This is a genomic window from Flavobacterium sinopsychrotolerans (assembly GCF_900110375.1).
Classification (GTDB): domain Bacteria; phylum Bacteroidota; class Bacteroidia; order Flavobacteriales; family Flavobacteriaceae; genus Flavobacterium; species Flavobacterium sinopsychrotolerans.
Genome location: NZ_FODN01000008.1, coordinates 80,104 through 95,813, shown reverse-complemented (window position 1 = coordinate 95,813; position 15,710 = coordinate 80,104). Strand labels below are relative to the sequence as shown.

Annotated in this window: 13 protein-coding genes; 10 read left to right on the top strand and 3 right to left on the bottom strand. The window is 33.6% G+C overall.

The genetic code is table 11. The annotated features are described in order from the left end of the window. The first annotated feature begins 1 nt into the window (after window position 1). From BMX64_RS13500 to rodA, 5 genes are all read left to right on the top strand, one after another. Window positions 2–1,030 carry a rod shape-determining protein gene (locus BMX64_RS13500; protein ID WP_091173134.1) on the top strand — a complete coding sequence of 343 codons (1,029 nt, stop codon included), beginning with the start codon at window positions 2–4 and terminating at the stop codon, window positions 1,028–1,030. A gap of 89 nt (window positions 1,031–1,119) precedes the next feature. Further along, window positions 1,120–1,944: a rod shape-determining protein MreC gene (gene mreC / locus BMX64_RS13495; RefSeq protein ID WP_091173131.1), complete on the top strand. Its 825-nt coding sequence runs from the start codon at window positions 1,120–1,122 to the stop codon at window positions 1,942–1,944. Further along, window positions 1,937–2,443, top strand: a complete 507-nt coding sequence (locus BMX64_RS13490; protein WP_091173128.1) for a rod shape-determining protein MreD — start codon at window positions 1,937–1,939, stop codon at window positions 2,441–2,443. The genes mreC and BMX64_RS13490 overlap by 8 nt, the downstream gene beginning before the upstream one ends. Further along, a complete protein-coding gene (mrdA, locus tag BMX64_RS13485; RefSeq protein WP_091173125.1) occupies window positions 2,440–4,395 on the top strand; it encodes a penicillin-binding protein 2 in 1,956 nt (651 codons plus the stop codon). Before BMX64_RS13490 ends, mrdA begins: the two co-directional genes overlap by 4 nt. A 5-nt stretch (window positions 4,396–4,400) precedes the next feature. Continuing rightward, entirely contained in the window at window positions 4,401–5,636 is a 1,236-nt protein-coding gene (gene rodA, locus BMX64_RS13480; RefSeq protein WP_091173121.1) for a rod shape-determining protein RodA, read from the top strand. 359 nt (window positions 5,637–5,995) lie between these two features. Here rodA and BMX64_RS13475 read toward each other — a convergent pair whose 3' ends face one another. Further along, window positions 5,996–8,248, bottom strand: coding sequence for a carboxy terminal-processing peptidase (locus tag BMX64_RS13475; protein ID WP_091173117.1), 2,253 nt, complete (start codon window positions 8,246–8,248; stop codon window positions 5,996–5,998). A 208-nt stretch (window positions 8,249–8,456) separates the two neighbouring features. Here BMX64_RS13475 and surE point away from each other — a divergent pair, with 208 nt between their 5' ends. From surE to BMX64_RS13450, 5 genes are all read left to right on the top strand, one after another. Beyond that, window positions 8,457–9,236: a 5'/3'-nucleotidase SurE gene (surE, locus tag BMX64_RS13470; protein WP_091173113.1), complete on the top strand. Its 780-nt coding sequence runs from the start codon at window positions 8,457–8,459 to the stop codon at window positions 9,234–9,236. Further along, the gene (locus tag BMX64_RS13465; protein ID WP_091173109.1) at window positions 9,229–9,501 is read left to right on the top strand and encodes a hypothetical protein; all 273 of its coding nucleotides are present in this window, start codon (window positions 9,229–9,231) and stop codon (window positions 9,499–9,501) included. Before surE ends, BMX64_RS13465 begins: the two co-directional genes overlap by 8 nt. 82 nt (window positions 9,502–9,583) lie before the next feature. After that, window positions 9,584–10,696, top strand: coding sequence for a lipid-A-disaccharide synthase (gene lpxB, locus BMX64_RS13460; RefSeq protein WP_091173410.1), 1,113 nt, complete (start codon window positions 9,584–9,586; stop codon window positions 10,694–10,696). 46 nt (window positions 10,697–10,742) lie between these two features. Beyond that, window positions 10,743–11,261, top strand: coding sequence for a C40 family peptidase (locus tag BMX64_RS13455; RefSeq protein WP_091173105.1), 519 nt, complete (start codon window positions 10,743–10,745; stop codon window positions 11,259–11,261). A 94-nt stretch (window positions 11,262–11,355) separates the two neighbouring features. Further along, entirely contained in the window at window positions 11,356–13,392 is a 2,037-nt protein-coding gene (locus BMX64_RS13450; protein WP_091173102.1) for a ComEC/Rec2 family competence protein, read from the top strand. 6 nt (window positions 13,393–13,398) lie between these two features. Here BMX64_RS13450 and BMX64_RS13445 read toward each other — a convergent pair whose 3' ends face one another. Together BMX64_RS13445 and BMX64_RS13440 are read right to left on the bottom strand one after the other, a co-directional pair. Continuing rightward, window positions 13,399–13,857: a thioredoxin family protein gene (locus BMX64_RS13445; RefSeq protein WP_091173097.1), complete on the bottom strand. Its 459-nt coding sequence runs from the start codon at window positions 13,855–13,857 to the stop codon at window positions 13,399–13,401. 44 nt (window positions 13,858–13,901) lie between these two features. Next, a complete protein-coding gene (locus tag BMX64_RS13440) occupies window positions 13,902–15,707 on the bottom strand; it encodes a peptide MFS transporter (RefSeq protein ID WP_091173092.1) in 1,806 nt (601 codons plus the stop codon). Window positions 15,708–15,710 lie beyond the last annotated feature (3 nt).

Sequence of the window (15,710 nt, the reverse complement as noted above, 5' to 3'; positions counted from 1 at the left end):
TATGGGATTTTTTGATTTCATGACCGAGGATATCGCGATAGACCTTGGTACCGCTAATACTTTAATCATACATAATGATAAAGTCGTAATTGACAGTCCCTCAATAGTTGCTCGTGATAGAGTTTCTGGTAAAATCATTGCTGTTGGTAAAGAAGCCAACATGATGCAGGGAAAAACACATGAAAACATTAAGACGATAAGACCATTGAAGGATGGTGTAATTGCTGATTTTGATGCTTCAGAAAAAATGATTAGTATGTTTATCAAAAGCATACCAGCATTAAAGAAAAGAATGTTTACACCCGCATTAAGAATGGTTGTTTGTATTCCTTCTGGAATTACCGAAGTGGAAATGAGAGCGGTTAAAGAATCATGTGAAAGAGTGAATGGCAAAGAAGTATACTTGATACACGAACCTATGGCAGCAGCAATAGGTATTGGTATCGACATCATGCAACCTAAAGGAAATATGATTGTAGATATAGGTGGTGGAACAACTGAAATTGCCGTAATTGCCTTAGGTGGAATTGTATGTGACAAATCAGTAAAAATTGCGGGTGACGTATTTACAAATGATATTGTATATTATATGCGTACCCAGCACAATCTTTTTGTTGGAGAAAGTACTGCAGAGAAAATAAAAATTCAAATTGGTGCCGCAATTGAAGACTTAGAAACTGCACCAGAAGACATGTCTGTCCAAGGTAGAGATTTGCTTACCGGTAAACCAAAACAAGTGGAAGTTTCCTATAGAGAAATTGCCAAAGCTTTAGACAAATCAATTCAAAGGATTGAAGATGCCGTAATGGAAACTTTATCTCAAACCCCTCCAGAATTAGCAGCAGACATCTACAATACCGGAATCTATCTTGCAGGTGGAGGATCAATGTTGAGAGGTCTTGACAAAAGAATTTCGCAAAAAACAGATTTACCTGTTTACATTGCTGAGGATCCGTTAAGAGCTGTAGTTCGTGGCACTGGTATGGCTCTCAAAAACATTCCTAAATTTAAAAGTATATTGATAAAATAACAACTTTTAACACTATTAACGCCTATAAAATTTAAAGGTTTTGATAAAGCATTAAGGTTAGAACTTAATTTGAAATAATAAAATAGGAAATGCAGCAAATATTTAATTTCATATATAAAAACAGTAATAGATTACTGTTTTTGCTGCTTTTGGGTATTTCGTTGTCATTAACAATACAATCACATTCTTTTCATAGAAGCAAAATGATTAGTTCCGCCAATTTCTTAAGTGGTGGTGTTTATGAGAGGATCAATAACTTAAACGAATACCTTAACCTAAAAGTCCAAAATGATGCCTTAGCATCTGAAAACGCTAAACTTAGAAGCATTTTATTTAACGTTAAAGACACTTCAAGCATTGCCAAATTAGACAGCATAAAAGGCGTTAAAAATGAAAATATTTTAATTTCAAAAGTGATTCATAACTCCTATAATGTTCATGAAAATTATTTGACTTTAAATTCAGGAGAATTACAAGGTGTAAAACCAGACATGGGAGTAATCAACAGTTTGGGGATTATAGGAATTATAGACAACACTTCCCCCCATTATTCAACTGTAATTAGCATTTTGAATAAAAAATCTCAAATCAATGCTAAAATTAAAAAATCAAATCATTTTGGATCACTTGTTTGGGATGGAAAAAGCACAGGCTTCGTTCAATTAGTTGATGTTCCAAGACTTGCATCAATCAAAAAAGGAGATACTATTGTTACAGGCGGACAATCCGTTATTTTTCCAGAAAACATAGGCATAGGTACAATTGCTAATATCTATACTGAAAAAGAAACAAATTATTATAAAATAAACGTTAGACTATTCAATGATATGACAAATTTAGGTCATGTCTATATCATAAAAAGTAAAGATCGTGAAGAACTTACCAACTTAGAAAAAAGAGAAAAAGATGAATAGCGCCTTGTTAGTCAATATTTTCCGATTCGTTCTGTTATTGGCACTTCAGATTATCATATTCAATAATATGAATTTTTTGGGCTATATCAGTCCTTTTCCTTATATACTATTCATCATACTTTATCCTGTAAATGGCAATAAATCCGGCTTGATAATTGCCAGTTTCTTACTTGGACTTATCATGGATATGTTTAATAATTCTGGAGGAGCACATGCAACAGCCTGCTTAGTTTTAGCATATTTCAGACCATCTTTGTTTAAATTTGCTTTTGGTCTGAGTTATGAATATCAAACAATAAAACTAAATGATGTTTTAACTCCTGAACGATTTTCTTTTATATTATTATCAGTACTGATTCATCACCTCACCCTATTTTTATTGGAAGCATTCCAATTGAGTTTTATATTAGATACCCTCGCAAGAACGTTATTAAGCACAGTATTTACAATCATTATCTGTATTATCACAATATATCTTATTAAGCCAAACAAAAGATGAGAAAAGTTTTATTACCTTCCTTAATCATTCTTGCGACCTCTTTGCTTGTAATACGAATCTTTTATTTGCAGATTGTTGACGATACCTTAAAGTTAAAATCCGAAAACAATGCCATTAAGAAAAAGTACGAATATCCGGAAAGAGGATACATCTATGATAGAAAAGGAAAACTATTAGTTGCTAACCAAGCATCGTATGATATTATGGTCATACCTAGAGAAGTAAAAAATACAGATACTTTAGAATTTTGTCAATTACTAAATATTACAAAAGAAGACTTCATTAAAAAAATTGAAAAAGCTAAAATATACAGCCCACGTTTACCATCTGTTTTCTTATCGCAATTAAACAAAAGTGAATTTGCAGCTTTTCAAGAAAAAATAAGAAAATATGAAGGTTTTTATTTTCAGAAACGTTCTCTTCGCGATTACGAAGTGAATTTTGGTGCTAATATTTTTGGTTTCATCACTCAGGTAAATGAAAAACTAGTAGCAAAAAACCCATATTACAATAGCGGTGATTTAATAGGAAGACAAGGCGTTGAAGAAAGTTACGAGGATCTTTTGCGTGGAATAAAAGGTATAAAATATATCCAAAAAGACAAATACAACAGAGAAATCGGCTCTTACAAAGATGGAAAATACGATACCATCGCTGTTCAGGGAGAGGATATAAACCTCACCATTGATGCAGAACTTCAAAAATATGGAGAAGAATTGATGATTAATAAACGAGGTGGAATTGTTGCTATTGAACCGAGAACCGGCGAAATATTAGCACTCGTAACTGCTCCATCTTATGACCCTGGAATACTGGTAGGAAGACAAAGGTCTAAAAATTATACTACATTGTACCGTGATTCTATAGCAAAACCACTTTACGATAGAGGTTTATTGGCTGAATATCCTCCCGGTTCACCTTTCAAAATCCTCACCGGACTTGTTGGACTGCAAGAGGGTGTTGTAAATGAAAATACTACTTACTCCTGTTATGGTGGTTTTAGTTACGGTCGTGGTCGATTCCAAAAATGTCATTGTAAAATTTTTGGACCTGTAAAATTACATAATGGAATTTTTAGATCTTGCAATGCTTATTTTTCGAATGTCTATTTGCAAACCATTGGTAAATACGCAAAACCAGCGTATGCAGTTGATGTTTGGAGTAATCACATAAAAAGTTTTGGATTAGGACAGTTCATGGGATATGACTTACCAACTGGCAAAAAAGGAAACGTACCCAATTCTAAAACTTATAAAAAAGTGTATCCCAACGGTGGCTGGCGGGGGACAACAATTATATCAAATGCCATCGGACAAGGAGAAGTTTTGATGACACCCATTCAATTAGCCAATATGATGGCCACGGTTGCAAATGAAGGCTATTATTACACGCCTCACATCATCAAAAAAATTGAAGGCCATAAAATCGACAAAAAATTCACAACTAAACACGTTACCACAATTGACAAAAAGTATTACAAACCAATGATCAGTGGCTTATTTGATGTGTACAACCAAGGAACCGCATTTGGGTTAAGAGTGGAAGGAATCGATATTTGTGGTAAAACAGGAACCGCAGAAAATTTTGCTAAGATCAACGGCGTAAGAACAAAACTGGAAGACCACTCCATATTTGTGGCTTTTGCACCAAAAGACAACCCAAAAATTGCCATAGCAATATTGGTTGAAAACGGAGGCTATGGAGCAGCTATAGCAGGTCCAATAGCTAGTTTGATGATTGAAAAATATCTGCGACAAAAAATTACCAGAGTTGACTTGGAGAAAAAAATCCTGACTACAAGTTTACAAAGTCGATATGCGAAATTAGGTGGACTTTCTGAAGCGATTAAATTACAATTAAGAATAAGTGATTCTCTGCTAAAGAAAAAAAAAATCATTCCAAGCGTGAAAGTAAAAATTGATTCTACGAAGGAGAATAAACAAGCTATTTAATTCAAATGAAAAACCAAAGTATAACAAATAATATCGATTGGATCAGCATAGTCATCTATGTTGCATTAGTTATTTTGGGCTGGTTAAATATCTATTCATCTTCATTGTCTTCAATGCAAGATACATACGAAAAACAATTAATATTTATTGTCTTAACTATTCCTTTAATATTCATCATACTTGCAGTCGATGGTAAGTTTTACGAGAAATATGCTAGTATAATTTTCGGGATTTCCCTCCTGACACTAGCTGGATTATTTTTATTCGGAAAAACCATAGCAGGACAACGTTGCTGGTATGCCATTGGAAGTTTTACAATTCAACCTTCAGAATTTGCCAAAGCCGCGACATCTTTGGCGTTAGCAAAATTCTTAAGCGACACTCAAATCAATTTAAAAGATACGAATAGACAAATACAGGCTCTAGCAATAATCCTTTTACCTGTTTTGCTTATACTGCCGCAACCGGATCCAGGAAGCGCTTTAATATATAGCATATTCATCATTGTTTTATACCGGGAAGGTCTTCCTGGTTGGTATGTATTGACAGGATTCGTTACAATACTTTTATTCATATTAACACTGTTATTAGAGCCCCAATATGTGATTCTTATCGGATTAGGAGTGCTGATCATCGTCCATTTAAAATCAAGATTAGCCGATAGAAACATCGTTTTGAGCAGTATTCTTTTAGTGTTGATTTCTGCATTCGTATTATCTGTAGATTATGTATTTGATAATTTATTCAAACAACATCACCGAGATCGGTTCAATATCCTTCTAGGCAAAGCAGTTGACCTTAAAGGCATTGGATACAATACCAATCAATCAGAAATAGCCATTGGATCAGGAGGCTGGTTAGGAAAAGGATTTCTCGAAGGCACACAAACCAAAGGTGGATTTGTACCAGAACAACATACGGATTACATTTTTACAACAGTGGGCGAAGAATGGGGATTTGCAGGTTCATTAGTGGTAATTGCGCTTTTTACAGGCTTATTTCTTAGAATTATATATCTCGCTGAAAGACAAAAAACAAAATTCAGTAGAGTATACGGATATTGTGTTGCCGGAATATTATTTACACATTTCTTTGTAAATATCGCGATGGTTGTTGGTATTTTCCCCACAATCGGGGTACCTCTTCCTTTCTTTTCCTATGGAGGATCAGGTCTTTGGGGATTCACAATATTGCTTTTTATATTTATAAAAATGGATGCCAATAAAGTAAATGAGTGGTAATTAGGAAACTTTAACCTAAAATAAATTCTCAGCAACCTCACCATTGACTACTACTCTTCGATTTTAATCAATGATTTAAACAATGAATGTATTCATCTTATTACCAATTCAGTTGAATCTGAAGATTATTGATTCTCAACCAAAATTCAAATGGTAATTTGCAATAAATCCGGTCTTTGATCAGATACATTTCGGCAAACTAAATTGTAAACAAACAGCATCAATTTACTTATCTAATTTTCCTCCAAAAAGTTACATAAACTTAAAATGATGCAACATAAATAAAAATGCCCTATAAATTCTTTCGAATTCATAGGGCATTCCTATTATTATGACCTAAACCTTTTACAAAAAAACACTTAAGATTTAACTAATTTATCTTTTTTCAATTTAACCGGAATTCCTTTTTTAGTAATGGCTTTCGATTGTAAATCATCCAATACATTTAAAGCTTCTTCGACATAAATATCTTTAGCTAAAGATTCATGCCATCTATCTCTTTTCTCTTTTAAAACAGCATCTTTATTAAGTTCTTCAATCTCATTGGGTAGAGAATTAAATTTCAAACTATTTTTATACTCGAATATAGGTTTATACTTTTTAGCTTTCTCTTCAATAGAATTTTGAGCAACTTTGAATTTATCAATATTTAGACTGTATGTATTTTCTTCTGATCTACTGTCAATCCATTTTGCATTATCCTCAATCAATTTAAATTGACCGTTTTGGGCTATCCTCATTTTACTGTTAACAATAGCTTGGTTAAATTTAGCATTGTCATTCCAAGTAGTATATTCGGCTGCATCAATTTTATCCCATGGCATTGCATTTTCCACATCACGTTCTCCCATTTTTAAATAAGCATATCTATCCGGCATGACCACATCACTACTTACACCTTCAAGCTGAGTAGATCCGCCATTTATTCTATAGAATTTCTGAGTCGTGGTTTTCAATGCCCCCATGTCTCCCATAGAAGTATTACGAACAAATTGGTTCAAGTCAATTACATTTTGAACCGTTCCTTTTCCATAAGTCTGTTTACTTCCAATAATAATTCCTCGTTTGTAGTCTTGAATAGCAGCAGCTAAAATTTCAGAAGCGGATGCAGAGAAACTATTTACCATAATTACCAACGGTCCATCCCATTCAATTTTAGGATCCCTGTCGTAAAGCACTTCTTTTTTCTTACCTGCCGATTTTATCTGAACGATTGGCCCTTGTTCAATAAACAATCCTGCAATATCAACAACGGTTGAAAGAGACCCTCCACCATCATCACGGACATCTAAAACTATTCCATCAACACCTGCTGCTTTTAATCTTTCAACTTCTAAAGCAATATCTTTTCCGGCATCTCTTCCGTCTTTATTTTCAAAATCAATATAAAATTTTGGCAAATAAATCACACCGTATTTGAATCCATTTTTATCAACTATACTTGACTTAGCATAGGTTTCTTCAATTTCTACAATATCTCTAATAATAGAAATTATTTTAATTGTTCCGTCTACTTTTTTCACGGTCAGACGTACTTCAGAGCCTTTAGGTCCTTTGATTTTTTTTACCACGTCATCTAAACGCATCCCAACTACATCAACCGGCTCACCATTACCTTGCGCCACTTTCATAATTAAATCACCAGATTCCAATTGTTTTCCTCTCCAAGCTGGACCACCGGATATTAGCTCTGAAATTTCTGTATAATCATTTTTCTTTTGAAGACGCGCTCCAATACCTTCCAATTTCCCACTTATACTGACATCAAAACGCTCTTTTTCTTCTGGAGCAAAATAATTAGTATGCGGGTCAAATCGGGAAGTAATTGAATTTATATAAACAGAAAACCAATCATTTCTGTCCAAATCATTCATAAAACCAAAATATTCATCTAAAGATTTTTCAGCATTTAACCTGGTTTCTTTTTCTAATTCTTCAAAACTTTTAGGCGTACTATTTTCTATACTTTTATCCGTTTTGGCATTATCTGATAGATCAACTAGATTAGAATCTGACTCAATCGCTGTAGTTTCATCACTACCTTTAACTTTAGTTTCCTGAATTTTTAAACGATCTGTCAATGAGGATAAAGTAGACAACTTAATTTGCTTTCTCCATCTTTCTTTTAACTCTGAAAAATTGACTGCGTACGGAGATTTATCATAATCCGTATTAAAACTTTCATCAATAGAATAATCAAATGGTTTGGCAAGAATATCTTTATACACTTTTTTACCTTCTAACATTCTTTTCATCAAACGATCATAAGTAAGATTAAAAAAAGTTAAATCCTTACTCATTAAATGGTCATCTAATTTCGTTTCATATTTTGAAAATTCATCTATATCCGATTGTAAAAAAAATCGTTTAGATGGATCTAAAGCCTGAATGTAATCTTTATAAACCCCCTTTGAAAAGGCATCATCTATAACGGCAGGATTATAATGTCCTTTTTCTATCACAAAAGTCAGCAATTCTAAAAGCAATTTATCTTTTTCAGGATCGTTATCTTTTTTTGCATTACTATTAAACGCAAAAAATACTACCGAAAGGCATAAGATAACAACGAGGATTTTATAATTTCTTTTCATAAAGTTAAGAATAGTATTCATCAATTTTTTAATCTAAATTACGGTAAAAACTATGCCATCAATGGCAAGCTCCCTATAAATTTTTGTTAAAGATATAAAAATGTTTTTTTGTTTTATGTTATAATCAACCTACATAACAAATTTTTATCTTTTGTTTACTAATTCCCATTCTGTGTCATTACATTTGCCATCAAAATCATAAAATCAACCTTTTTTTGCCATATTAATAATGAAAAAAAACAGACCTTTAATTTTAATAACGAATGATGATGGCATCTCTGCTCCTGGACTTAGAGCCTTAATCGCTGTGATGGCAGAATTAGGAGAAATAGTCGTGGTTGCTCCAGACACACCACAAAGTGCCATGGGTCACGCCATTACCATCAACAGCACATTATATTTGAATAAAATTTCAAAAGACACGGATCCTTTTTTAGAATACAGTTGTTCCGGAACACCGGTCGATTGTGTAAAACTAGCCGTTAACGAAATTTTAAAACGAAAACCTGACTTGTGTGTTTCCGGTGTGAATCACGGTTCAAATTCTTCCATAAATGTAATTTATTCTGGAACAATGAGTGCCGCAGTTGAAGCAGGAATAGAAGGAATTCCCGCCATTGGTTTCTCGTTATTGGATTACGATTGGAATGCTGATTTTGATACTATAAAATCTTTTATCCGAAAAATTTCGGTAGAAGTTCTTGAAAACGGACTTCCGGAAGGCGTAGTGTTGAATGCCAATTTTCCTAAATTAAAAAAAGAAGATATCAAAGGAATTCGGATTTGTCGTCAAGCGAAAGCAATCTGGGTAGAGAAATTTGATAAAAGAAAAACGCCGCAGGGAAGAGACTATTACTGGCTTGCCGGGGAATTTGTAAACCAAGATAAAGGAGAAGATACAGATGAATGGGCTTTAGAAAACGGTTTTGTATCCGTGGTTCCGGTACAATTTGACTTAACTGCGCATCACGCGATACAACAACTTAATACCTGGAAATGGAATGAATAAAAAAGACGTATTGCTCGGGTTTTTCATAGGGTTTGCAACAACCCTACTTGGATCGTATCTATTTATAACCTTTTTTACGGAGTTTAAATTTATCGCCGGAATTCAAATCATGAAATCACAAGGTAATTTAGGCAAAATTATCACATTGGGATCCATTCTGACATTAATTTCATTTGGAATTTTACTCAAAATGAATAAAGAAATGATGGCTCGCGGTGTGGTTTTGGCAGTCATTGCTTTGGCTATACTCACTTTATTTATTTAAGTTTATCTTTGCCGAAGAATAAAATGATTGCAGCGAAAATGATTTTATCCGTTTGATTTTAAAAATTCCAAATCGAAAAAACATGAAATATTATATAATTGCAGGAGAAGCATCTGGTGATTTACACGGTTCTAATTTAATGAAAGAGCTGTACAAAAAAGATCCAACTGCTGACATCCGATTTTGGGGTGGTGATTTAATGAAAAATGTTGGCGGAACTTTAGTGAAACACTATCGTGAGTTAGCATTCATGGGATTTATCGAAGTGATTTTTAATCTAAAAACGATTCTGAACAACATCAAAATCTGTAAAAAAGACATTCTTGAATTTCAGCCTGATGTACTTATCTTCATTGATTATCCTGGTTTTAATTTGCGAATTGCAAAATGGGCGAAAGCATTGGGAATGAAAACCCATTACTATATTTCCCCGCAAATCTGGGCTTGGAAAGAAAGCAGAATAACAGACATCAAGCGCGATATTGATAAAATGTACGTGATTTTGCCTTTCGAAAAAAAGTTTTACGAGGAAAAACATCATTTTCCAGTGGAATTTGTTGGTCACCCTCTAATTGATGCAATTCATAACCAACCAACAGTTGATCCGGTTCTTTTTAGAAAAGAAAACCAACTGAATGACAAACCAATTATCGCTATTTTACCGGGTAGCAGAAAGCAGGAAATCACAAAAATGTTAGCCGTGATGCTAAGCGTTGTCAAAGATTTTCCAGACTATCAATTTGTAATTGCGGGTGCTCCAAGCCAGGAATTTTCTTTCTATCAAAATTTTATCACTCAGGAAAACATAAAATTCATTTCTAATAAAACCTATGATTTATTGCGAAATGCCACTGCCGCTCTAGTCACATCCGGAACTGCAACACTGGAAACCGCATTATTCAAAGTTCCTGAAGTTGTTTGTTATAAAGGAAGTTGGGCTTCCTACCAAATCGCAAAACGAATTATCACGCTGAAATACATTTCATTAGTAAATTTGATTATGGATGAAGAAGTGGTAACCGAGTTAATTCAAGAAGAATGCAATACAAAACGCATTCGGGAGGAACTCGAAAAAATATTAAAAACGGACCATCGCAATACGCTTTTAGAAAAATATGCGTTATTAGAAGAGCAATTGGGCGGAATTGGAGCTAGTGAAAAAACGGCTGCATTGATTGTAAATGACTTAAAATAATCTACAGTTTATTTCCGAACTTTAAAATCAACTTAAAAAAACTCTTTTGAAACGTTTTGTATTCCTCTTATTCCTTGTCATCTTTTTTACGGCTTGTAAATCCACATCACCCATTGTAACTTCGAAAAAAGGAGCACCAAAAGAGAAAGTATCTCGATCCGAAAAGAGAAAAACAAACCAATTAGCAGAACAATTAATTGACGCAGCTGCTGATAATTTGGACATAAAATATAAATATGCAGGAACAACTAAAGCGGGTTATGATTGTTCAGGATTAATGTACAGTATCTTTAATGCAGAAAACATTACTCTTCCGCGCAACTCATTACAACAATCAAAAATAGGGGTTGTTTTAAATCCAAAAAAAGATCAAGCTCAAAAAGGCGATTTGATATTTTTTAAAACCAATAAAAACAGAGAAATAAATCATGTTGGAATTGTGATTGAAGCATCCGATGAAGAAATAAAATTCATACATTCCTCCACTTCAAAAGGAGTAATTATTTCCTCGACCAAAGAACCATATTACCAAAAAACCTTTGTCCAAATTAACAGAGTACTTTAATTCAAACTCTTTTGAGAAAGAAGTTAGTTTTTAATTACAAGAATCTAAGAAAAAAATAAATCTGTTTCTTACTAAAAATGTGTACTTTAGATTTATGAAAGTACTACAATTCCCACTGGCAAGAATAACAATCGGGTTTATATTAGGTTTACTTTTTGCTTTTTACGTGCATCCTTCTATTTCTCACGTTTTTATTGCACTTATTACATCCGTCAGTATTTTTGTTGGGCTTTATTTTTTATCAAAAAACAGAAACCAGCTCTCCCTTTATTTTGGTGTCGGAACTTATCTCTTGTCTTTTATAATCGGTATTTCAACCCAAATAGCACATACCGATTATTTCCAAAAAAGCAATTACATTCACAATACCGCTATTTTTGAACAACCTCATTTCATTTCTTTAACGATTCGAGAAAAAATGAAAAGTTCTCCGTTTAGCGATCGTTACCTCGCCATTGTGAATCATATCGATCAGAAAGAACAAAGCGGCAGAATCATTTTGAACATACAAAATGACAGTTTGCATCATAATCTACAAGTTGGAAATTCGCTGCTGATAAAAGGCACATTAACAAAAAACAAACCGCCCAATAATCCCAATCAATTTGACTACAGCAAATACTTGGAAAACAAACAAATCTATGCACAACTATATGCTGATGTTGCCGACATAAAAATTGGAACTGAAATAGAGAAAAACATCTGGTACTATTCGTCCAAATTACGAACAAGAATTATTCGGAATTTAGAAAAAAATAACTTCAACAAAACAGAATTAAACGTTGCCATTGCCTTAATAATGGGACAACAACAAGATATTTCACCTGATATTATTCGGGATTATCAATATGCGGGAGCTGTTCATATTTTATCCGTTTCCGGATTACACATTGGATTTATATTGCTATTTGTAACCTTTATTCTAAAACCAATCCCAAACACAAAACGAGGATCTTTTATCAAACTAATCACAATCCTTATCTCTTTATCCATGTTCGGTATAATTGCGGGTTTAGCGCCTTCGGTAGTGCGTTCCGTGACGATGTTTTCCTTTGTCGCCATTGGAAATCATCTACGCAGAAGTGTCAACATTTACCACACATTGTTAGTTTCTGTGTTATTGATTCTGCTTTTTGAACCTTCTTTCCTATTTGATGTTGGTTTTCAATTAAGCTACATTGCGTTGTTTTTCATCATTTGGCTGCAGCCACTTTTATCCTCCATTTGGAAACCGAAATATAAAGTTTCAAAATATATTTGGGACATATTAACCGTTTCTTTTGCCGCCCAAATAGGAACTCTACTACTGAGCATTTACTATTTCCACCAGTTTCCGGGTTTGTTTTTTATTACTAATCTGATCATTATTCCGCTTCTGAGTATCATTATGATATTAGGCGTTTTGGTGATGCTTTTGGCGGCTTTCAATATGATTCCAGTATTCTTGTCGCAACTGTTGGAATGGAGCATTTACTATTTAAACAAAATCATCAATGCAATTGCCTCATTAGAACAGTTCATTATTCAGGACATTCCACTTCATTTTTACCTGTTGCTTAGCAGCTATTTACTACTGTTTACGGTAATCTTTTGGTTCAAAAAACCGAGTTTTAATAGATTGGCTGTGATTTTAATATCCATCACTATTTTACAATTATCTTATTTTAAAATACAGTATGAAATTCAAAACGAAGAGGAATTAATCGTTTTCAACAGTACAAAAAACACCTTGATTGCGGAAAGAAAAGGAGAAAATATTATTGTTTATGACAACGACAGCATTTTGAAAACCGCTAAAAAGAACAGTCTTTTAAAATCCTATCGAATTGGAAACTTAAGTACTTTGGAACAGAAAAAACGACTTCAAAATTTCATATTCTTTAATGGAAAAAAGATTTTTGTATTAGACAGCTCCGCAATTTATCCAAAAAATATACAACCAGATATAATCGTATTGACACAATCTGCTAAAATAAATTTAGACCGTTTGTTCCAAGAAATGAAACCCAAATTAGTTGTTGCTGATGCATCCAATTTTAAAAACATACAAAAACTATGGAAAGCCAGTTGTGAAAAACAGAAAATCCCTTTTCACGCAACTGGTGAAAAGGGATTTTATAAATTGAATTAAGAATTTTTATTTTTTCAGAAAACCATTTGCTACAGCTAACCAAGCTGATGGACCACCGGCAACATAACCTGTACTTCCAATGCCTTCAAAATTGACTTTGCCCTCTTTTGTGGTAGCATTTGCTAGTATAATGGTTGGAAATCCTTGAATTCCAAAAGCCATTTGCAATTCATTATTTTGTTTTTTAATGTCCTCCGTCTGTGGCGCTTTCCTTGGATAATCCAATTCTACTAAAACCACATTCTCCTTGGCCCAAGCCGCAAATTCAGGAGTTTTCAAAACTTCTTTTTGCAAACGGATACACCATCCACACCAATCGCTTCCCGTGAAAAATAGCAATAATGGTTTCTTGGTTTCAGTAGAAATTGCCATTGCCTTAGTGACATTGGTTTCCCAAACTAATTCTTGTGCTTCGGCGGCAAATGAGCCAGCAAACAATAACAAAGCAACTATGATTTTCTTCATATTTATAATTTTATTGATTCAAAATCAAAAATGATGCCTAAAATTTATCGAACACCGTGCATCAATTTTTTAATAACCGGAGTCATCGCAACAGAGAATAAAGCAACTACAATGGAAATGATAGTCAACATCCAAAAGAAGTAACTCAATCCGTGTTCATTGGCAATTTTATCAATATTTTCTCCAAACATACCTGCACCTTTCATACCAATTGCTACCGCTAAGTACCAAACACCAAACATGAATGCAATCATACGAGCCGGAACTAATTTACTCACGTAAGATAATCCAACCGGTGATATACACAATTCAGCCATGGTATGGAAAAGATACACTAGAATCAACCAAATCATACTTACTGAAGCGGTTTTTGCACCTGCTTCGATTCCGCTTGCGCCAAAAGCTACACAAGCCATTCCAAGCGCTAATAATCCCATTCCGATTCCGTATTTCAAGTTTGCAGAAGGATTGTATTTACTTTCCCACCATTTAGAAAATAACGGTGCTAATGAAATAATAAACAAAGAGTTTAAGGTCGAAAACCAAGTTGCAGGAACTTCTGTTAATGCAGTAGTAACTTTGTCAATTTTTAAAGCTTGCAAAGTTGAATCTGATAATGATAAATATCCTGCTGTGTAATAATCTTTTGTCAACATCCAGATTGCTATAGCCCAAATAATGATAAAACTTACGCTTAGAATAATATTTGCAAGAGCATAAAATTTAAAGGTCTGTTTGAATAATAAGATTAAAACCCAAGTGATAATAACTAAAGGTAAAATGGTAATCAATGAATTCATCACTAAAAACACTACACTCCAATTGCCTGTTAAAACACGATCCGTATAATCACTGGCAAAAATCGTTAAACTGTTTGGTGATTGTTCAAAAATCGCCCAGAAGAAAATAGTCAAAAATGCGAAAAATGTAACCGCAATTAATTTCTCCTTGGTGATTTTAGAATATTGAGTAAATCTGTAAACCAACAATATAATAAACACAACTAAAGCGGAAACAATAGCTATAGAGTTTCCATTAGGACCTAAGAATGAAAAAATATTCACTTTACCTCCCGATATTTTTGAAGCTGGATCATTTACCAGCCATAATAAAGCTAAAATAGAAGAGAAAGCGATTGCTGCTAATTGTATTGGAGAAAAAGGATTTCTTTTATCAGTATCCAAAGCTTCTGCTTTTGCTTTACTTTCTTTATTTGGTTTCAAACCAATATCTCCAAAAATATTTTGAGACAACCAAAACTGTAACATTCCAAAAAACATGAAGATTCCGGCTAAACCAAATCCATATGTCCAACCTACTTTTTCACCTAAATAACCACAAAGTAAAATTCCGAAGAATGCTCCGGCATTTACACCCATGTAAAATAAAGTATACGCACCATCTTTCTTTTCAGGACGGTCTTTATACATTTCAGATACGATTGAAGTCATGTTTGGTTTAAAAAAACCATTTCCAAAAACCAATAATACTAATCCTAAATAAATAGAAAATTCTGTTTCGACAGCCATAGAAGCGTGTCCTAAAGTCATTAAAGTGGCTCCAACAACAACAGCCCATCTAAAACCAATTACTTTATCTGCAAAATAACCTCCCAACATGGTAGATAAATAAACCAAACCTACGTAGGATCCAAATAATGCAGAAGCATTTTCACGAGTCCATTCCCAACCACCATCTGTAAAGGAAGCTGTTAAAAATAATATCAATAAAGAACGCATTCCGTAGAATGAGAAACGTTCCCACATCTCTGTGAAAAACAAAACGAATAATCCCGCAGGATGCCCTAAAACGGTACTTTTAAAAAATTGATCTGTAGTATTTTGACTCATATT